Annotated in this window: 17 protein-coding genes; 13 read left to right on the forward strand and 4 right to left on the reverse strand. The window is 68.7% G+C overall.

Going from position 1 to position 18,984, the window contains the following annotated elements:
- The first annotated feature begins 68 nt into the window (after positions 1–68).
- Positions 69–1,022, forward strand: coding sequence for a PDR/VanB family oxidoreductase (locus RN02_RS13015; protein WP_043314881.1), 954 nt, complete (start codon positions 69–71; stop codon positions 1,020–1,022).
- 326 nt (positions 1,023–1,348) lie between these two features.
- Here the strand turns inward: RN02_RS13015 and RN02_RS13020 are convergent, their stop codons facing one another.
- The gene (locus RN02_RS13020) at positions 1,349–1,963 is read right to left on the reverse strand and encodes a response regulator transcription factor (RefSeq protein ID WP_043272672.1); all 615 of its coding nucleotides are present in this window, start codon (positions 1,961–1,963) and stop codon (positions 1,349–1,351) included.
- A 237-nt stretch (positions 1,964–2,200) separates the two neighbouring features.
- Here RN02_RS13020 and hpaC point away from each other — a divergent pair, with 237 nt between their 5' ends.
- The 6 genes from hpaC to RN02_RS13050 all read left to right on the forward strand — a co-directional run bounded on the left by hpaC (position 2,201) and on the right by RN02_RS13050 (position 8,993).
- Complete coding sequence (gene hpaC, locus RN02_RS13025) at positions 2,201–2,713, forward strand: 4-hydroxyphenylacetate 3-monooxygenase, reductase component (protein ID WP_043314882.1); 513 nt, start codon at positions 2,201–2,203, stop codon at positions 2,711–2,713.
- Between the two features lie 141 nt (positions 2,714–2,854).
- Positions 2,855–3,853, forward strand: a complete 999-nt coding sequence (locus RN02_RS13030) for an LLM class flavin-dependent oxidoreductase (protein ID WP_009622195.1) — start codon at positions 2,855–2,857, stop codon at positions 3,851–3,853.
- 359 nt (positions 3,854–4,212) lie between these two features.
- A complete protein-coding gene (locus tag RN02_RS13035; protein WP_043314883.1) occupies positions 4,213–5,874 on the forward strand; it encodes an acyl-CoA synthetase in 1,662 nt (553 codons plus the stop codon).
- A gap of 14 nt (positions 5,875–5,888) precedes the next feature.
- Positions 5,889–6,659 carry a 3-hydroxyacyl-CoA dehydrogenase gene (locus RN02_RS13040; protein ID WP_043314884.1) on the forward strand — a complete coding sequence of 257 codons (771 nt, stop codon included), beginning with the start codon at positions 5,889–5,891 and terminating at the stop codon, positions 6,657–6,659.
- Between the two features lie 14 nt (positions 6,660–6,673).
- On the forward strand, positions 6,674–7,855 hold the full coding sequence (locus tag RN02_RS13045) for an acetyl-CoA C-acyltransferase (RefSeq protein ID WP_043314885.1): 1,182 nt from the start codon (positions 6,674–6,676) through the stop codon (positions 7,853–7,855).
- A 10-nt stretch (positions 7,856–7,865) separates the two neighbouring features.
- Positions 7,866–8,993, forward strand: coding sequence for an acyl-CoA dehydrogenase family protein (locus RN02_RS13050; protein ID WP_043314886.1), 1,128 nt, complete (start codon positions 7,866–7,868; stop codon positions 8,991–8,993).
- Positions 8,994–9,283: 290 nt separating this feature from the next.
- Here RN02_RS13050 and RN02_RS13055 read toward each other — a convergent pair whose 3' ends face one another.
- On the reverse strand, positions 9,284–10,246 hold the full coding sequence (locus tag RN02_RS13055; RefSeq protein WP_043314887.1) for a GlxA family transcriptional regulator: 963 nt from the start codon (positions 10,244–10,246) through the stop codon (positions 9,284–9,286).
- 274 nt (positions 10,247–10,520) lie between these two features.
- Between RN02_RS13055 and RN02_RS13060 the strand changes: the two genes are divergently transcribed.
- Positions 10,521–10,769: a DUF2790 domain-containing protein gene (locus RN02_RS13060; RefSeq protein ID WP_009622183.1), complete on the forward strand. Its 249-nt coding sequence runs from the start codon at positions 10,521–10,523 to the stop codon at positions 10,767–10,769.
- A 55-nt stretch (positions 10,770–10,824) separates the two neighbouring features.
- Here the strand turns inward: RN02_RS13060 and RN02_RS13065 are convergent, their stop codons facing one another.
- A complete protein-coding gene (locus RN02_RS13065; RefSeq protein ID WP_009622181.1) occupies positions 10,825–11,751 on the reverse strand; it encodes a LysR family transcriptional regulator in 927 nt (308 codons plus the stop codon).
- 124 nt (positions 11,752–11,875) lie between these two features.
- Here RN02_RS13065 and RN02_RS13070 point away from each other — a divergent pair, with 124 nt between their 5' ends.
- The 4 genes from RN02_RS13070 to RN02_RS13085 all read left to right on the forward strand — a co-directional run bounded on the left by RN02_RS13070 (position 11,876) and on the right by RN02_RS13085 (position 16,228).
- Positions 11,876–12,574: a CoA transferase subunit A gene (locus tag RN02_RS13070; RefSeq protein ID WP_009622180.1), complete on the forward strand. Its 699-nt coding sequence runs from the start codon at positions 11,876–11,878 to the stop codon at positions 12,572–12,574.
- A gap of 26 nt (positions 12,575–12,600) precedes the next feature.
- A complete protein-coding gene (locus RN02_RS13075; protein WP_043314888.1) occupies positions 12,601–13,257 on the forward strand; it encodes a CoA transferase subunit B in 657 nt (218 codons plus the stop codon).
- A 266-nt stretch (positions 13,258–13,523) separates the two neighbouring features.
- Positions 13,524–14,705, forward strand: a complete 1,182-nt coding sequence (locus RN02_RS13080; RefSeq protein ID WP_043314889.1) for an acetyl-CoA C-acetyltransferase — start codon at positions 13,524–13,526, stop codon at positions 14,703–14,705.
- 98 nt (positions 14,706–14,803) lie between these two features.
- Positions 14,804–16,228, forward strand: coding sequence for a short-chain fatty acid transporter (locus RN02_RS13085; protein WP_043314890.1), 1,425 nt, complete (start codon positions 14,804–14,806; stop codon positions 16,226–16,228).
- A 475-nt stretch (positions 16,229–16,703) separates the two neighbouring features.
- On the opposite strand, the gene RN02_RS13090 is transcribed toward RN02_RS13085, so the two are convergent.
- Positions 16,704–17,909: an NAD(P)/FAD-dependent oxidoreductase gene (locus RN02_RS13090; RefSeq protein ID WP_043314892.1), complete on the reverse strand. Its 1,206-nt coding sequence runs from the start codon at positions 17,907–17,909 to the stop codon at positions 16,704–16,706.
- Positions 17,910–18,184: 275 nt separating this feature from the next.
- Between RN02_RS13090 and RN02_RS13095 the strand changes: the two genes are divergently transcribed.
- Positions 18,185–18,973: an SDR family NAD(P)-dependent oxidoreductase gene (locus RN02_RS13095; protein WP_043314893.1), complete on the forward strand. Its 789-nt coding sequence runs from the start codon at positions 18,185–18,187 to the stop codon at positions 18,971–18,973.
- Positions 18,974–18,984: the final 11 nt, after the last annotated feature.

Consider the following 18,984-nt stretch of genomic DNA (forward strand, 5'->3'; position numbering starts at 1 on the left):
CCGCGTAGGCGAGGGCCGGGGAGAGGGTGCCGAGCCCATCAATACACCACGCCTTGCAGGTAACAACAATGATGAAGGTAAGAATCCAAAGGATCGTCGACGAAGCCCTGGACATCCGCTCCTTCCGCCTCGTGCGCAGCGACGGCCAGCCGTTCGATGCCTACGAGCCGGGCGCCCACGTCGACGTCACCGGCCCCACCGGGGTGACCCGCCAGTACTCCCTGTGCAGCCCGCCGGAAGACCGCGCCGCCTACCTGGTGGCGGTGAAGAAGGAAGCCGCCTCCCGCGGCGGCTCCGCGGCCCTGCACGAGCAGGTGGAAGAGGGCATGGAGCTGGAAATGGGCGCCCCGCGCAACCTGTTCCGCCTGGCTCCGGAAGCCCGCGAGCACGTGATGTTCGCCGCCGGCATCGGCGTGACGCCGTTGCTGAGCATGGCCTACAAGCTCAACGCCCGGGGCGAGCCCTACGTGCTGCACTATTTCGCCCGCTCGCCGGAGCACGCGGCCTTCGTCGAACTGCTGTCCGGCCCGGTGTTCGCCGGCAAGGTGGAGTTCCACTACGGTGTGGAGCCGGTCGACCTCGAAGCCGAGCTGGCCGCCAGCCTGGCACGCGCCCCGGCAGCGGCCCACGTCTACACCTGCGGCCCGGCGCCGTTCATGAACAAGGTGGTGGACGTCGCCAAGCGCAGCCGCAGCGAAGACGCCATCCACCTGGAACACTTCCAGGCCGACCCGACCGCCAACGCCGTCCCGGCCGGCAGCTTCGAAGTGGAGCTGGCCAGCAGCGGCGTGGTGCTGCAAGTGCCGGCCGACGCCAGCCTGGTAGACGTGCTCCAGGCCCACGGCTGCGACATCGACACCGAATGCCGCGAAGGCATCTGCGGCACCTGCATAGTGGAAGTGCTGGAAGGCGAGCCGGAGCATCGGGACAACTGCCTGTCGAGCAAGGAGAAGGCTTCGAACAGGCAGATTTGCGCCTGCGTTTCGCGGGCCAGGTCGGCACGGTTGGTGCTGGACCTCTGACACCTGCTCTTCTCCTCGTAGGAGCGAGCTTGCTCGCGAACGGGAGTCTGCCGGCGGCATTGGTGCCTTGGGTTGACTCCGCCCCCTCTCCCCAGCCCTCTCCCTGAAGGGAGAGGGGGCTAGTCCGTGCCGAGAACAGGAAGGTTTCAAATGGAGACCTTCGGTGTTGCCGGCTGACTCCAGAATATCCAAGCACACCGAACGGTCCCCTCTCCCTTCAGGGAGAGGGTTAGGGAGAGGGAGCGAGGCAGGCCGAAAGCACCGTTGTTCCAGGGAGATACGGTTCGCGAGCAAGCTCGCTCCTACAGGAAAGCCCCGAAGCTCCCCTACGGCACCCCCAGGTCCAACACCTCCCGCACCAGCAGCGCAATGCTGGAAACCCCCATCTTCTCCTTGATCTTGGTGCGGTGCACATCCACCGTCTTCACGCTGATGTTCAGCTCGCGGGCGATCACCTTGCTGGCCTTGCCGTCGATCACCATGCCCAGCACCTCGCGCTCGCGTCCGGTGAGCAGGTCCAGGCGCTGCTGCAACTGGCGCTTCTGCTCGGCGCCGGCGTGCACCTGCACCGCGGCTTTCAGCGCGGCCTGGATGCGCTCCAGCATCTGCTGCGGGTTGTAGGGCTTCTCGACGAAATCCAGCGCGCCGTTCTTCATCGCCTGCACCGACATGGGGATGTCGCCGTGGGCCGAGACGAAGATGATCGGCAGCGCCGCGCCGCGCTCGTTGAGCATGGCCTGCAGCTGGAAGCCGCTGGTTTCCGGCATGCGCACGTCGAGCACGAGGCAGGCGGGGCTGCTGGCGTCGTAGTGGGCGAGGAATTCCTCGGCGCCGGCGAAGCACTGCGCCTGGATGCTGACCGACTCCAGGAGCCAGGCCAGCGAGGTGCGCAGGTCCTTGTCGTCGTCGACGATATAAACAACGGGTTTGCGGGTATCCATCAGGGCACTGCCACGGTTCTTCTTATTAGGTCTGGCTCGCAGTCTTCGCTGCGGCACGCACGGCGGGCGCGCATGCGCCCAGGGGCCAGCATACCCAGGCGGCGCCGGGCTGGCGATAAAGAAACCCCCTAGTCGACTAAAGGCCAGCCACCGCCGCCATGGGATTCGCCTGGATACCGCGCCTGGCCGCGGAGCCGTAGATTGGCAAGCATCGACAACCGGCCACAAGGGCGCGCCATGAACAACCTGAGCCAGACCCAGATCGACTTCCGCAACGCCATGGCGCGGCTGCCCGCCGCAGTGAACATCATCACCAGCGACGGCCCCGGCGGGCGCTGCGGCATCACCGCCAGCGCAGTCTGCTCGGTCACCGATTCGCCGCCCACGGTGCTGGTGTGCATCAACCGCGGCAGCGCCAGCCACGAACCCTTCCGCGCCAACGGCCACCTGTGCATCAACGTGCTGCGCGGCGAGCAGGAAGAGCTGGCCCGGCACTTCGCCGGCATGACACAGGTGCCGATGGCGGAACGCTTCGCCTCGGCCCTGTGGGAAGAGGGCTGCGCCGGCGTGCCGGTGCTGCGCGACGCCCTGGTGACCCTGGAAGGGCGCATCAGCGAGTGCAAGGAAGTCGGTTCGCACTCGGTGCTGTTCGTCGAGCTGGAACGCGCCGCGGTGCGCGAGCAGGGCGACAGCCTGGTGTACTTCAACCGCCTGTTCCACCGCCTGGATGGCGTGTCGGCGGCGGCCTGAAGGGCGGGGCAGGGGGCTTTCATCACTGCGCGGCATGATGACTATCGACGCCGACGCGTGGTCATGCGCCAGGCATGTGGTTAGGGTCCGGCTCAAAGCCACGCCCGCGCATCTGCCGCGCGGGCCCTGACCGGAGCCTCCATGAAGTCCCTGTCCGAAACCGCCTTTTCCATGCTCGACCTGGTGCCCATCCGCGACCAGGGCACCGTCAGCGAGGCGCTGAACAACGCCGTCGAGGTGGCCCGCCACGTCGAGCGCCTCGGCTTCACCCGCTACTGGCTGGCCGAGCACCACAACATGGACGGCATCGCCAGCTCGGCGACTTCCGTGCTGATCGGCCACATCGCCGGCAAGACCGCGCGCATCCGCGTCGGCTCCGGCGGGGTGATGCTGCCCAACCACCCGCCGCTGGTGATCGCCGAGCAGTTCGGCACCCTCGCCAGCCTTTATCCTGGGCGCATCGACCTGGGCCTGGGCCGCGCCCCCGGTGCCGACCAGGCGACCATGCGCGCCCTGCGCCGCGACCGGATGCTGGGCGACGGCGAAGACTTTCCCGAGCAGGTCGCCGAGCTGGAAATGCTGCTCGGCCCGCGCCGCCCGCAGCAGAGCCTGCTGGCCATCCCCGGCGAGGGCACGCGGGTGCCGATCTGGCTGCTCGGCTCCAGCCTGTTCAGCGCCCGCCTGGCGGCGGAGAAGGGCCTGCCCTATGCCTTCGCCTCGCACTTCGCGCCGCGCTACCTGCACGACGCGCTGCGCATCTACCGGCAGAACTTCAAGCCTTCGGCCATTCTCGAACAGCCCTACGCGATGATCGGCGTGCCGCTGATCGCCGCGCCCACCGACGAAGAGGCCGAGTACCTGGCGACCACCGCGTTCCAGCGCGTGCTGGCGCTGATCCGCGGCGAAAGCCTCAAGCAGAAGCCGCCGGTGGAGCGCATGGCCGGCCTGTGGCTGCCCCACGAGCAGGAAGCGGTGGGCAACTTCTTCGGCCTGGCGGTGATCGGCGGCCCGGAGAAGGTGCGCAGCCGCCTGGAAATCCTCGTCGAGCAGACCGGGGCGGATGAGATCATCTTTACCAGTGATATCTACGACCATGCCTTGCGCCTGCGTTCATTGGAGATCGTTGCCGGGTTGCGTTGATTCCAGCGGCGCTTTGGTGTTTGTCGGTAACTTTGGCGCTAGGGGGAATTCCTTTCCCTCACCCCAGCCCTCTCCCAGAGGGAGAGGGAGCCCGTTCGGCGCAAGCTGGGAGTTCCATGCTCGCCGGCCACTCCGGTGCTGCCGGCGAACACCATTCTCACCACAGGCACGGACGGCCCCCTCTCCCTCCGGGAGAGGGCTGGGGTGAGGGGGCGGAGCCAACCCCAGGCACCCCCACCCCCAGCCACTCCCCGCTGTCCAATCCGCTCATCCACATAAGTCCCTTTCGACATTGCCGCGGCAACCGCCCGGCGCGAACATCCCGCTACTCCCTACAAGAACAAGCCAGGAGTTCCGCGATGCGCCCCTATGCCGCCGCCGCTGCCGAATTCGATTACGCGGCCACCGCCCGAGACACCCTCGCCGGCAGCCTCGACGCCCTCAACGCCTGCGTCGAATGCTGCGACCGCCATGCCCCGTCCGGGCGCGTCGCCCTGTACTGGGAAGGCCGCAACGGCGAGCGCGCCGAATACAGCTTCGCCCAGCTGCAGGCCCTGTCCGCGCAGTTCGCCAACCTGCTCCATGACCTGGGCGTGCGCCCCGGCGACCGCGTCTCCGGCATGCTGCCTCGCACCCCCGAGCTGCTGGTCACCATCCTAGGCACCTGGCGCCTGGGCGCGGTCTACCAGCCGCTGTTCACCGCCTTCGGGCCCAAGGCCATCGAGCACCGCCTGGGCATCGCCGGCAGCCGCGTGCTGGTCACCGACGCCGGCAACCGCGCCAAGCTCGACGAAGTGCCCAACGCCCCGCCGATCATCACCGTCAGCGGCGGCCAGGCGATCCCGGCCGGCGACCTCGACTTCCGGCAGGCCCTGGAAAGCCGCTCCGAGCAATTCGAACCGGTCCTGCGCACGGGCGAAGACCCCTTCCTGCTGATGTTCACCTCCGGCACCACCGGCCTGGCCAAGCCGCTGGCGGTGCCGCTCAAGGCCATCCTGGCGTTCACCGGCTACCTGCGCGACGCCGTGGACCTGCGCCCCGAGGACCGCTTCTGGAACCTGGCCGACCCGGGCTGGGCCTACGGCCTCTACTACGCCGTCACCGGCCCGCTGGCCCTGGGCCACGCCAGCACCTTCTACGAAGGCGCCTTCACGGTGGAGAGCACCTGCCGGATCATCCGCCAGTACGGCATCACCAACCTGGCCGGCTCGCCCACCGCCTACCGCATGCTCAAGGCCTCGGCCGCCGAGGTGGAACGCGAGCTCAAGGGCCGCCTGCGCGCCGTGAGCAGCGCCGGCGAGGCGCTGACCCCGGAGGTGATCCGCTGGTTCGCCGAGGGCCTGGGGGCGGCCATCCACGACCACTACGGGCAGACCGAGCTGGGCATGGTCCTGGCCAACCACCATGGGCTGCAGCACCCGGTGCACCTGGGCGCGGCCGGCTACTCCATTCCCGGCCACCGCGTGGTGGTGCTGGGCGAGAACGGCGAGGAACTGCCCGCCGGCCAGCCCGGCATCCTGGCCATGGACCGCAAGCGCTCGCCGCTGATGTGGTTCGCCGGCTACCAGGGCATGGAAACCAAGGCCTTCGTCGGCGACTACTATCTCAGTGGCGATACCGTGGAGCTGAACGCCGACGGCAGCATCAGCTTCGTCGGCCGCTCCGACGACCTCATCACCACCTCCGGCTACCGCGTCGGCCCCTTCGACGTAGAGAGCGCGCTGATCGAGCACCCGGCGGTGATGGAAGCGGCGGTGATCGGCAAGCCCGACCCGGAGCGCACCGAACTGGTCAAGGCCTACGTGGTGCTCTGCCCGCAGCACCAGCCCAGCCCGGAGCTGGCCGAGGAGCTGCAGCAGTACGTGCGCAAGCGCCTGTCTGCCCACAGCTACCCGCGGGAAGTGGAGTTCATCGCCGAACTGCCGAAGACCCCCAGCGGCAAGATCCAGCGCTTCCTCCTGCGCAACCAGGAGATAGCCCGGCAACAAGAGGCGGCCGAACGCGCGGCCGCGCAGCACTGATTCGGAGAGATTCCATGCACATCCAGGACAAGGTATTCCTCATCACCGGCGGCGGCTCCGGGCTCGGCGCGGCCACCGCGAAGACCCTGGTGGAGGCCGGCGCCCGCGTGCTGCTGGCCGACGTCAACGCCGAGGCCGGCGCCGCCCGCGTGGCCGAGCTGGGCGAGGGCAGGGCGCGCTTCGTGCGCACCGACGTGACCAGCGAGGCCGACGGCCGCGCCGCCGTGGAGGCCGCGCTGGAAAGCTTCGGCGCGCTGCACGGGCTGGCCAACTGCGCCGGCGTGGCGCCGGCCGAAAAAGTCCTCGGGCGCAATGGCCCGCACGGCCTGGACAGCTTCGCCCGGGCCATCAACATCAACCTGGTGGGCAGCTTCAACATGCTGCGCCTGGCCGCCGAGGCCATGGCCCGCAACGAGCCGGACGCCGGCGGCGAGCGCGGCGTCATCGTCAACACCGCCTCGGTGGCGGCCTTCGACGGGCAGATCGGCCAGGCCGCGTATTCGGCATCCAAGGCCGGGGTGGTCGGCATGACCCTGCCCATCGCCCGCGAGCTGGCGCGCCACGGCATCCGCGTGATGACCATCGCCCCCGGCATCTTCGAAACGCCGATGATGGCCGGCATGCCCCAGGAAGTCCGCGATTCCCTCGGCGCCAGCGTGCCCTTCCCGCCGCGCCTGGGCCGCCCCGACGAATTCGCCGCGCTGGTCCGCCACATCGTCGAGAACAGCATGCTCAACGGCGAGGTGATCCGCCTCGACGGCGCCATCCGCATGGCCGCCAAGTGACAGGAGTAACGAAAATGAACGATCCCGTAGTCATCGTCAGCGCCGTCCGCACCCCCATGGGCGGCTTCCTCGGCGACTTCAAGGACACCAGCGCCGCCACCCTCGGCGCCGCCGCCGTGCGCGCGGCCATCGAGCGCGCCAAGCTGGGCGCCGACCAGATCGACGAAGCCATCCTCGGCTGCGTGCTCTCCGCCGGCCAGGGCCAGGCCCCGGCGCGCCAGGCGGTGCTCGGCGCCGGGCTGGACCGCGGCACGCCCTGCACCACCATCAACAAGATGTGCGGCTCGGGCATGAAGGCCGTGATGCAGGGCCACGACGCGCTGCTGGCCGGCAGCGCCGGCGTGGTGCTGGCCGGCGGCATGGAGAGCATGTCCAACGCCCCCTACCTGCTGGAACGCGCCCGCACGGGTTACCGCATGGGCCACGGCAAGGTGCTTGACCACATGTTCCTCGACGGCCTCGAAGACGCCTACGACAAGGGCCGGCTGATGGGCACCTTCGCCGAGGACTGCGCGCAGGGCTACGGCTTCACCCGCCAGCAGCAGGACGACTACGCCATCGCCTCGCTGACCCGCGCCCAGCAGGCCATGCGCGACGGCCGCTTCGCCGCCGAGATCGTCCCGGTGACGGTCAAGGCCGGCAAGGAAACCCGCGAGATCGCTCAGGACGAGCAGCCGCCGAAGGCCAAGCTGGACAAGATTCCGACACTGAAACCGGCATTCCGCGAGGGCGGCACCGTCACCGCGGCCAACTCCAGCTCCATCTCCGACGGCGCCGCCGCGCTGGTGCTGATGCGCCTGTCCGAGGCCGAGAAACGCGGCCTGGCGCCGCTGGCGGCGATCCGCGCGCATTCCTCCTATGCCGCTGCGCCGAACCTGTTCCCCACCGCGCCGGTGGGCGCCATCCAGCGCCTGCTGCAGCGCAGCGGCTGGGGCCTGGGCGAGGTGGACCTGTTCGAGGTCAACGAAGCCTTCGCCGTGGTGGCCATGGCCGCCATGCGCGAGCTGGACATCCCCCACGCCAAGCTCAACGTCCACGGCGGCGCCTGCGCCCTGGGCCACCCGATCGGCGCCTCGGCGGCGCGCATCCTGGTGACCCTGCTCTCGGCGCTGCAGCAGTACGACCTGAAACGCGGCATCGCCTCTGTGTGCATCGGCGGCGGCGAAGCCACGGCCATCGCCGTCGAGCGCCTGTAAGGAGCGAAGCATGATTCCCAGCGAAGAAGAACTGCAGATTCGCGACGTCGCCCGCCAGTTCGCCCAGGAGCGGCTGAAACCCTTCGCCGCCGAGTGGGACCGCGAGCACCGCTTCCCGGCCGAGGCGCTGAAGGAAATGGCCGATCTCGGCTTCCTCGGCATGCTGGTGGCCGAGGAGTGGGGCGGCGCGCAGACCGGGCACCTGGCCTACGCCATGGCCCTGGAAGAAATCGCCGCCGGCGACGGCGCCTGCTCCACCATCATGAGCGTGCACAACTCGGTGGGCTGCATGCCCATCGCCAAGTTCGGCAGCGAAGAACAGAAGCGCCAGTTCCTGGTGCCCCTGGCCCGCGGCGAGATGATCGGCGCCTTCGCCCTCACCGAGCCCCAGGCCGGCTCCGACGCCAGCTTCCTGAAGACCCGCGCGCGCCGCGACGGCGACCACTACGTGCTGAACGGCAGCAAGCAGTTCATCACCTCCGGCAGCCACGCCGGACTGGTGATCGTCTTCGCCGTCACCGACGCGGCGGCCGGCAAGAAGGGCATCAGCGCCTTCATCGTGCCCACCGACACCCCCGGCTACCGCGTGGTGCGGGTGGAGGACAAGCTCGGCCAGCACGCCTCGGACACCTGCCAGATCGCCTTCGACGACCTGCGCATCCCGGCCGGCTACCGCCTGGGCGAGGAGGGCCAGGGCTACGCCATCGCCCTGGCCAACCTGGAAGGCGGACGCATCGGCATCGCCTCCCAGGCGGTGGGCATGGCCCGCGCCGCCTTCGAATACGCCCGCGACTACGCCCACGAAAGGGAAACCTTCGGCAAGCCGATCATCCAGCACCAGGCGGTGGCCTTCCGCCTCAGCGACATGGCCACCGAGATAGCCGTGGCGCGGCAGATGGTCCACCACGCGGCGAGCTTGCGTGAGGCGGGCCTGCCGTGTCTGACGGAAGCCTCCATGGCCAAGCTGTTCGCCTCGGAAATGGCCGAGCGGGTGTGCTCGGCGGCGATCCAGACGCTGGGGGGGTATGGTTACCTGCAGGATTACCCGGTGGAGCGTATCTATCGGGATGTGCGGGTGTGCCAGATCTATGAGGGCACCAGTGATGTGCAGCGGTTGGTGATTGCTCGGAGTTTGTGAGGAGCTTTTGTAGGAGCGAGCTTGCTCGCGAATGGTGATAGCCCCGAAGAGCGCCCTCTCCCTAACCCTCTCCCTGAAGGGAGAGGGGACCGTTGGGCAGAGTTGGATGTCATGGCGTTAGCCGGCAACTGCTGTGATATCAGGCTGAAACCATCAGTTCTCTCGGCACGGACAAGCCCCCTCTCCCTTCAGGGAGAGGGCTGGGGAGAGGGGACGGAGCCAGGCCCAGACACCTGCGTTGCCGACGAACTCCATTCGCGAGCAAGCTCGCCCCCACGCCCCCTCGAACCCTACCCATCCCCCCGAAACCGCCCCCGATACTCCGTCGGCGTCACCCCCAGCCTTTGCACGAACACCAGCCGCATCCGCGCCGCGCTGCCGAAGCCGCAGCGCCAGGCCACCACCTTCAGCGGCAGCCCGCTACCCTCCAGCAACCCCCGCGCCGCGTCCAGCCGGGCGCGCTGGACGAATTCCGCCGGGGTGATGCCCGCCTCGCGGACGAACACCCGGGCGAAGGTGCGTTCGCTCATGGTCGCCACCGCCGCCAGTTCCGCCACCGACAGCGCGTCGGTGAGATGGGCCTGCACATGGCGTTGCACCCGGGCAATGGGCGAGTCGCCGTCCGCTGGCGCCTGCAGATAGGGGCTGAACTGTGATTGCCCACCCTGGCGCTGGGCTACCACCAGCAGGCGCTTGGCCACGCTCAACGCCACCGCCGGGCCGTGGTCCTCGGCGACCAGCGCCAGGGCCAGGTCGATGCCGGCGGTCACCCCTGCGGAGGTCACCAGCGCGCCGTCGCGCACGTGGATGCTGTCGGGCTCCACCCTTGCCCGCGGGAACAGCTGCGCCAGGCGCGCGGCGTCGCTCCAGTGGGTGGTGACGCGCTTGCCGTCCAGCAGCCCGGCATGGCCGAGGAGGAAGGCGCCGGTGCAGATCGAGCCGTAGCGCGGCGTCTCGGCGCAGGCCCGGCGCAGCCAGTCGAGGAGGGTGGTGGAAGGCTCCTCGGCGGGCAGTTGCGGGCCGCCGGGCACCAGCAGGATGTCGAAGCCGCCGACGGCGCCGTCCAGCTCGTGCTGCGCGCCCAGCAACTGGCCGTTGGAGGCGGGGATGGGGAAGCCGCGTTCGGCCAGCGTCAGCACCTGGTAGCCGCTGCCCGGCGCGACGAAGGCATTGGCTTCGGCGAAGACGTCCAGCGGACCGGCGACGTCCAGCGCCTGCACGCCGGGGAACAGCAGCATGGCCACGCGTTTCATGGCGGAGTCCTGGCGACGAATGGGCTTGCCATTGTGGCGCCGTGATTGGCTGGCAGCAAAGCGGAAAGTGAATCGAATCCTGCCAGTCCAGGGGCTTTTTACCGCAGGTGAAAGGGCGGTCAATCCATTCAACCAGGTTGGCAAGCCCTTATTGTTACGTGTTGCGCAGTAATCCCTTGTCGTATTGCCTCTGTGTCCGGAACGGCCGTTCAACTAAATTTGTATACACGGCAAGGCCAAATGGCCAGCACGCCGGAAATCGGAGAATCCCACCATGAAACGCACCCTGTTCAGCCTGTTCGCCATCCCCCTGATGGGCGCCGCCCTGGCCGCCAATGCCGCCGACGCCGCGCCCGTGGTCTACCACTACGGCATGCAGCTCGACGTGGCCAAGGTGATCAGCATCGAGCAAGCCAACGACCGTTGCGAAGTCGCCCCGGCGAAAATGACCTACGCCGACTCCAAGGGCCAGGTCCACGTGCTCGAGTACCTGCGCCAGACCGAGATGTGCAGCGACATCTGACCCTCCCGGCGCAACGGGCGGCGTTCTTCCGCCGCCCGCGCCGCGCGACTCTGCCTCACTCCGCTCGGCCTTCCTCGCAACCTTCCTTCTGCAACCGCGGCCAGTCGGCTATCTGCAAGAGCACGTCGCTCAGCGCCTGGGCGGCGCTGGAGAGCTTGTGCTCGGCCAGGCTGAACAGGCCCACGCGGCGTTCCACCGTGGGTTCGTAGAGGTCCACGCAGCGCGCGCCCAGTTCCTCCATCTGCTTCACGCACAGGCGCGGCACCGCGCTCACCCCCAGCCCCTGGGCGACCATGCGCCCCACCGTGACCAACTGGTGGCTCTCGAAGGCCACCGCCAGCTTGCCGTGGCTGGCCGCCACGCTGTCTTCCAGCAGCAGGCGCACCGCCGAGGGCCGCTGCAGGGTGATGAAGGGCTGCTCCAGCAACTGCGCCCAGGTCAGCCGGCGCTGCCCGGCCAGGGGCGAGCCGGCCGGCAGCACGGCGACGAAGCGGTCGCTGTAGAAGGCCTGGAAGCTCAGGCCGTCGAGGCTGTCCGGCTCGAAGGCGATGCCCAGCTCGACGCGGCGGTTGCGTACCATCTCCAGCACCTGTTCGTTGATCACGTCGTGCACCGCCACGTTCACCTTCGGGTAGCGCTGGCGGAAGGCCATGAGCGCGCCCGGCAGCAGGTTGCCGGCGAAGGAGGGCATGGCGGCGATGGAAACCTTGCCCAGTTGCAGGGTGAAGTGCTGGCGCAGCAGCTCCTCGGCGTTGTCCCAGTCGGCCAGCAGGCGCCGGGCGATGGGCAGCAGGGTCTCGCCTTCGGGGGTGAGGGCGACGCTGCGGGTGGTGCGCACCAGCAACTGCCCGCCGAGGGATTCCTCCAGGTTCTTGATCGCCAGGCTCAGGGCCGGCTGCGACAGGTGCAGGCGCTCGCCGGCCTGGGCGAAGCTCAGGCTCTGCGCCACGGCGAGGAAGGCGCGCAGTTGCTTGACGGTCATTGATAAGCAAAGCCGAATAATCGATTGGAAAAACAAACTTAACAAATCAGTCCCCAGCGGTGAAGCTGCAGACGCTCTCCGACCGGCCGGTCGGAAACCCAAACTACAAGAGAGGCAGCAGCAGATGGCAGGACTCGACAAGCGGGTTGGCAGTTACGCGGAGGCCCTGGCCGGGCTCACCGACGGCATGACGGTACTGGCGGGCGGCTTCGGCCTGTGCGGCATCCCCGAGAACCTCATCGCCGAGATCCGCCGCCTGGGCGTGAAGGGCCTGACGGTGGTGTCGAACAACTGCGGCGTCGACGGCTTCGGCCTGGGCGTGCTGCTGGAAGACCGGCAGATCCGCAAGATGATCGCCTCCTACGTCGGCGAGAACGAACTGTTCGAACGCCAGCTGCTGTCCGGCGAACTGGAAGTGGAACTCACCCCGCAAGGTACCCTGGCCGAGAAACTGCGCGCCGGCGGCGCCGGCATCCCGGCCTTCTTCACCGCCACCGGCTACGGCACCCCGGTCGCCGAAGGCAAGGAAGTGCGCGAGTTCAACGGCCGCCCGCACATCATGGAGCAGGCCATCACCGGCGACTTCGCCATCGTCAAGGGCTGGAAGGCCGACCACTACGGCAACGTCATCTACCGCCACACCGCGCAGAACTTCAACCCGGTGGTGGCCACCGCGGGGCGCATCACCGTGGTCGAGGTGGAAGAGATCGTCGAGCCTGGCGAGCTGGACCCCACCCAGATCCACACCCCCGGCATCTACGTCGACCGCATCATCCAGGGGACCTTCGAGAAGCGCATCGAAAAGCGCACCGTGCGTTCCTGAGCCCACCGGACAAGAGAGACAAGAAGATGGCACTGACCCGCGAACAGATGGCCCAGCGCGTGGCGCGCGAACTGCAGGACGGCTACTACGTGAACCTCGGCATCGGCATCCCGACCCTGGTGGCCAACTACGTGCCCGAGGGCATGGAAGTGATGCTGCAATCGGAGAACGGCCTGCTCGGCATGGGCGCCTTCCCCACCGAGCAAACCCTAGACGCCGACATGATCAACGCCGGCAAGCAGACCGTGACCGCCGTGAAGGGCGCGTCGATCTTCTCCTCCGCCGAATCCTTCGCGATGATCCGCGGCGGCCACGTCGACCTCACCGTGCTCGGCGCCTTCGAGGTGGACGTGCAGGGTAACATCGCCTCCTGGATGATCCCCGGCAAGCTGGTGAAAGGCATGGGCGGCGCCATGGACCTGGTGGCCGGCGCCGACAACATCATCGTCACCATGACCCACGCCTCCAAGGACGGCGAGTCCAAGCTGCTCGACCGCTGCAGCCTGCCGCTGACCGGGGCCGGCTGCATCCGCAAGGTGCTCACCGACCTGGCCTACCTGGAAATCGTCGACGGCGCCTTCGTCCTGCGCGAGACCGCGCCGGGGGTAAGCGTCGCCGAGATCGCCGAGAAGACCGCCGGGCGGCTGATCGTGCCGGATGACGTCAAAGAGATGACCTTCTGACACCCCCTGTAGGAGCGGGCCCTGCCCGCGATCGCGCGCAGGAGTAGCACCCGTAGGATGGCGTTGAGCGAAGCGATACCCATCACCACCACTGAGTTAGTCGCGCTGTAGGAGCACCCTCTCCCTAACCCTCTCCCGCAAGCGGGAGAGGGGACTGGTCCGGCGCCGGGATGAGCACATGAGTCATCCTGGCACGGACAGCTCCCTCTCCCTTCAGGGAGAGGGCGGGGGGAGAGGGCAGCCCAAGCCACCGGAGTGAGCCAATCATGCAAGACGTAGTGATAGTCGCCGCCACCCGCACCGCCATCGGCGCCTTCCAGGGCAGCCTGGCGAACATCCCCGCCCACGAGCTGGGCGCCATCGTCATCCGCGAGCTGCTGCAGCGCAGCGGCGTGAAGCCCGAGCAGGTGGACGAGGTGATCCTCGGCCAGGTGCTCACCGCCGGCTCCGGGCAGAACCCCGCGCGCCAGGCCGCCATCGCCGCCGGGCTGCCCCATGCGGTGCCGGCGCTGACGCTGAACAAGGTCTGCGGCTCGGGCCTCAAGGCCCTGCATCTGGCCGCCCAGGCCATCCGCTGCGGCGACGCCGAAGTGATCATCGCCGGCGGCCAGGAGAACATGAGCCTGTCGCCCTACGTGCTACCCAAGGCCCGCACCGGCCTGCGCATGGGCCATGCGCAACTGCTCGACAGCATGATCGTCGACGGCCTGTGGGACGCCTTCAACGACTACCACATGGGCATCACCGCCGAGAACCTGGTGGACAAGTACGGCATCAGCCGCGAGGAACAGGACGCCTTCGCCGCCGCCTCGCAGCAGAAGGCCGTGGCCGCCATCGAGGCCGGGCGCTTCCGTGACGAGATCGTCCCGGTGAGCATCCCGCAGCGCAAGGGCGAGGCGCTGAGCTTCGACACCGACGAGCAGCCGCGCGCCGGTACCACCGCCGAGTCCCTGGCCAAGCTCAAGCCGGCCTTCAAGAAGGACGGCAGCGTCACCGCCGGCAACGCCTCCAGCCTCAACGACGGCGCCGCCGCCGTGCTGCTGATGAGCGCCGCCAAGGCCAAGGAACTGGGCCTGCCGGTGCTGGCACGCATCGCCTCCTACGCCAGCGCCGGCGTCGACCCGGCGATCATGGGCATCGGCCCGGTCTCCGCCACCCGCCGCTGCCTGGACAAGGCCGGCTGGCAACTGGCCGAGCTGGACCTGATCGAGGCCAACGAAGCCTTCGCCGCGCAGTCCCTGGCGGTGGGCAAGGAACTGGGCTGGGATGCCGCCAAGGTCAACGTCAACGGCGGCGCCATCGCCCTCGGCCACCCCATCGGCGCCTCCGGCTGCCGCGTGCTGGTCAGCCTGCTGCACGAAATGCTCCGCCGCGATGCGAAGAAGGGCCTTGCCACCCTGTGCATCGGCGGTGGCCAGGGCGTGGCCCTGGCCCTGGTCCGCGACTGATCGAGCCCCGCGTGCCCGTGTGACGGACGCCCCGGACGAACTCCGGGGCGTTCGGCGTTACAAAGAAAAATAACTCCAAGAAAATCGAGGTAGGAAAAATGAACGCGAAACTGCAACTGCAGGAAAGCCGTTCCGCGCGCTTCGCCATGGCCTGCTCGGCCTGGGCCGAGCGCTGGTTCCCGGACTCCTGGGTGTTCGCCACCCTGGCGGTGCTGATCGTGGCCGTGGCCACCCTGGCCATGGGCGCGTCCCCCGGCGACACCGCCAAGGCCTTCGGCGACGGCTTCTGGAGCCTGATCCCCTTCACCATGCAGATGGCCTTCGTGGTCATCGGCGGCTACGTGGTCGCCAGTTCCGGCCCGGCCTCGCGGCTGATCGCGCTGCTGGCGCGGGTGCCGAAGAACGGCCGCTCGGCGGTGGCCTGGGTGGCCGTGGTGTCGATGCTCGCCTCGCTGCTCAACTGGGGCCTGAGCCTGGTCTTCGGCGGCCTGCTGGTGCGCGCCCTGGCCCGCCGCACGGACCTGAAGATGGACTACCGTGCCGCCGGCGCCGCGGCCTACCTGGGCCTGGGCGCCGTCTGGGCGCTGGGCCTGTCGTCCTCCGCCGCGCAGTTGCAGGCCAACCCCGGCAGCCTGCCGCCGTCGATCCTCGCCATCACCGGGGTGATCCCCTTCACCGAGACCATCTTCCTCTGGCAGTCCGGCCTGATGCTGCTGGCCCTGGTGGTAGTGTCGGTGGTGATCGCCTACATGACCGCGCCGGGCGAATCCAGCGCCCGCGATGCCGATGCCTGCGGCGTGGACGTCAGCTTCACCCCGCCGAAGATGAGCAAGCCCAGCCGTCCCGGCGAGTGGCTGGAGCACAGCCCGCTGCTGATCCTGCTGCTGGTGGCCCTGGCCGCCGGCTGGCTGTTCCACGAGTTCGCCACCAAGCCGGCGATCCTCGCCATCTCCGGGCTGAACACCTACAACCTGCTGTTCCTGATGGTCGGCGCGCTGCTGCACTGGCGCCCGCGCAACTTCCTCGACGCCGTGGCCCGCGCCGTGCCCACCACCACCGGGGTGCTGATCCAGTTCCCGCTGTACGGCTCCATCGCCGCCATCATGACCACCGTGAAAGGCACCGACGGCGCCACCGTGGCGCACCACATCTCCACCTTCTTCGTGCAGATCGCCTCCCACGACACCTACGCGCTGCTGATGGGCGTGTACTCCGCGGTGCTGGGCTTCTTCATCCCCTCCGGCGGCGGCAAGTGGATCATCGAGGCGCCCTACGTGATGCAGGTGGCCAACGAGCTGAACTACCACCTGGGCTGGGCGGTGCAGATCTACAACGCCGCCGAGGCGCTGCCGAACCTGATCAACCCCTTCTACATGCTGCCGCTGCTCGGCGTCCTGGGCCTGAAGGCCCGCGACCTGATCGGCTTCTCCTTCGTCCAGCTGCTGGTCCACGTGCCCCTGGTGCTGTTCCTGCTCTGGGCCCTGGGCACCACCCTGCAGTACCTGCCGCCGGTCATGCCGTAACCACGCAGACGGCCGCCAACGGCAGAAGCCCGGGCACCGCGAGGTGCCCGGGCTTTTTCATGGGCGGCCCGCCGGAGGTTCCGGCAATCGCGGAGATGGCTCGCTCCTACGAAGAGCGCTTCGGCGCGGCCTGCAAGACAGTAGCGTAGGGCGTATAACCGTTCGCGGTTATACGCCGTTGGCCCGAAACACCGTTGCGACGGCCAGCCTGTAGGAGCGGGCCCTGCCCGCGATTCGCGCGCAGGGCGCGCTCCTACAGGGAATGGTGCGGGTGGGGCGGCGTAGCGGATCTCATCCGCGAATTGCGCCGGAACCTCCGGCTATCGCGGACAAGGTCCGCTCCTACGCTGTTTTCCGGGTTCCCGTAGGATGGGTGGAGCGAAGCGATACCCATCGCCATGGCCGGAGGCAAAGCCCGGGTTCGACCATGGCGTTGGGGAATGACATAGATGTAGCGGCGAAGAACCGCGAACGGTTACGCCACCACCACCCGCTGCGGGTCGGCGGCTTCGCGGGCGGCCTTGCGGCTGGGCAGGGGCGGGTAGATCCACTGGGTGTTGATCTGCCGCTTGAGGGCCTTGGCCTCGGCGCCCTGCAGCTTGACCTGGCGTTCCCAGCCCTCGGTGTAGACCGCGCCCCAGGGGCCCAGGTCGAGGCAGGTGACGTAGACCGGCTGGGCGTAGGCCTGGGTGGGCAGGCCGAGCAGGTCGGCGGCGACGTTGTAGCCGGCGCTGCGGCCCATGTTCATCGCGTGCTGGCAGGACATCAGCGCGTGGTTGCCCGCATCGTCCACCTGCGCCAGGGCCACGTCGCCGGCGGCGAATACCGCGTCCACGCCTTTCACCCGCAGGTCGCGCGTCACGTGCAGGCGGCCGAGGGCGTCGCGTTCGCCGGGCACCTGGGCGGTCAGCGGGCTGGCCTGCATGCCGGCGGTCCAGATCACCGTTTTCGCCTCGATGCGCTCGCCGGTGGTGGTGCTCAGGCCGTCGGCGTCGATGGCGTTGACCGCGGCGCCGAGGAAGCGCACCACGCCCAGCTCGTCCAGGGCCTGCTCGATCTGCGGGCGCGGGCCGTGGCCCAGGTCGGGGCCGATGACGTGGCTGCGCTCGACTATCACCACCCGCACCTCGGCATCCTCGCCCAGCACGCGGCGTACCCGCGCGGGCAGTTCGCAGGCGATCTCGATGCCGGTGAAGCCGCCGCCGGCCACCACCACCGTGTTGCGCGCGTCGCTCGGCGGCAGGTCGGCCAGGCGCGCCAGGTGCACGTCCAGGGCGCTGGCTTCGTCGGTCTGGTCGATGCTGAAGGCGTGCTCGGCCAGGCCGGGGATGGCCGGGCGGAACAGGCGGCTGCCGGCGGTCAGCACCAGGCGGTCGTAGGCGAGGGCGAAGCGTTCGCCGCGCGCGTTCACGGCTTCGACGCTGCGCTCGCCTGTATAGATGCGCTCGACGTTGCCCTGCACGTAGCGCACCCCGGCGGCTTCGAACAGCGGCAGCAGCGGCGTGGTCATGGCGTGCGGGGCGGCCTCGTGCAGGCGTGGGCGCAGATGCAGCAGCGGCTCGGGGGCGACCAGCGCGACTTCGACGTCGCTGCGGCCGTGCTGGTCGAGGACGCGGGCGGCGCCCAGCGCGGCCCACATGCCGGCGAAACCGGAACCGATGACGAGGATGCGTTGTTGCATGGCGGGACTCCTGGGAAGGGAAATTTCGTGAAGGGGATACTAGGCGTTCGGCGGGTGGGGAATAACGGACAATCCGGGCGAAAAGTGGCAGTCCAATCCTCCGAGTGCTTGGACGTGGCTGCCGGTAGCGCCTAGGCTGCTTTGGGTTTGCTCAGCACATCGTCGCCCGGCCCTTGTCCGCGTAACCCCGCAGCGGAATCCGTTCGCGAGCAAGCTCGCTCCTACGAAAACCGAAAACCGAAAACCGAAAACCGAAAACAACCGAGAGCAGCGCCATGAACTTCAATCTGCAAGACAAGCTCGCCCTGGTCAGCGGTTCCACCAAGGGCATCGGTTTCGCCATCGTCCAGGGCCTGGCGCGCGAGGGCGCGCGGGTGGTCCTCAACGGCCGCAGCCAGGCTTCGGTGGACGCCGCCCTGGCCAAGCTGCGCGAGCAGCAGCCCGATGCCCGTGTCGAGGGCTTCGCCGGCGACCTGTCGCAGCCTTCGGTCATCGCCGAGCTGGTGGGGCGCTACCCGCAGGTGGACGTGCTGGTGAACAACCTGGGCATCTTCGATCCCAAGCCCTTCGCGGAGATTCCCGACGAGGACTGGGAGCGCTTCCTGCAGGTCAACCTGCTCTCCGGCGTGCGCCTGAGCCGCGCCTACCTGCCGGGCATGAAGCAGCGCAACTGGGGCCGGGTGGTGTTCATCAGCAGCGAGAGCGGCGTGCAGATTCCGGTGGAGATGATCCACTACGGCGTCACCAAGACCGCCCAGCTCGGCCTGTCCCGCGGACTGGCCGAGGATTGCGCGGGCACCGGGGTGACGGTCAACGCGGTGCTGCCGGGGCCGACGCATTCCGAGGGCGTCGGCGAGTTCGTCGACAAGCTCTCCGGCGGCAAGCCGTTCGCCGAGTTCGAGGACGAATTCTTCCGCAGCGCGCGGCCCAGCTCGCTGCTCAAGCGCTTCACCACGCCGGAGGAGGTGGCCAACCTGGTGGTGTACGTCTGCTCCGAGGCGTCCTCGGCCACCAATGGCGCGGCCCTGCGCGCCGACGGCGGGGTGGTGCGTTCGGCCTTCTGAGGCGCGTGGCT

This window comes from Pseudomonas sp. PI1 (genome assembly GCF_000812405.1).
Taxonomy (GTDB): domain Bacteria; phylum Pseudomonadota; class Gammaproteobacteria; order Pseudomonadales; family Pseudomonadaceae; genus Pseudomonas; species Pseudomonas citronellolis.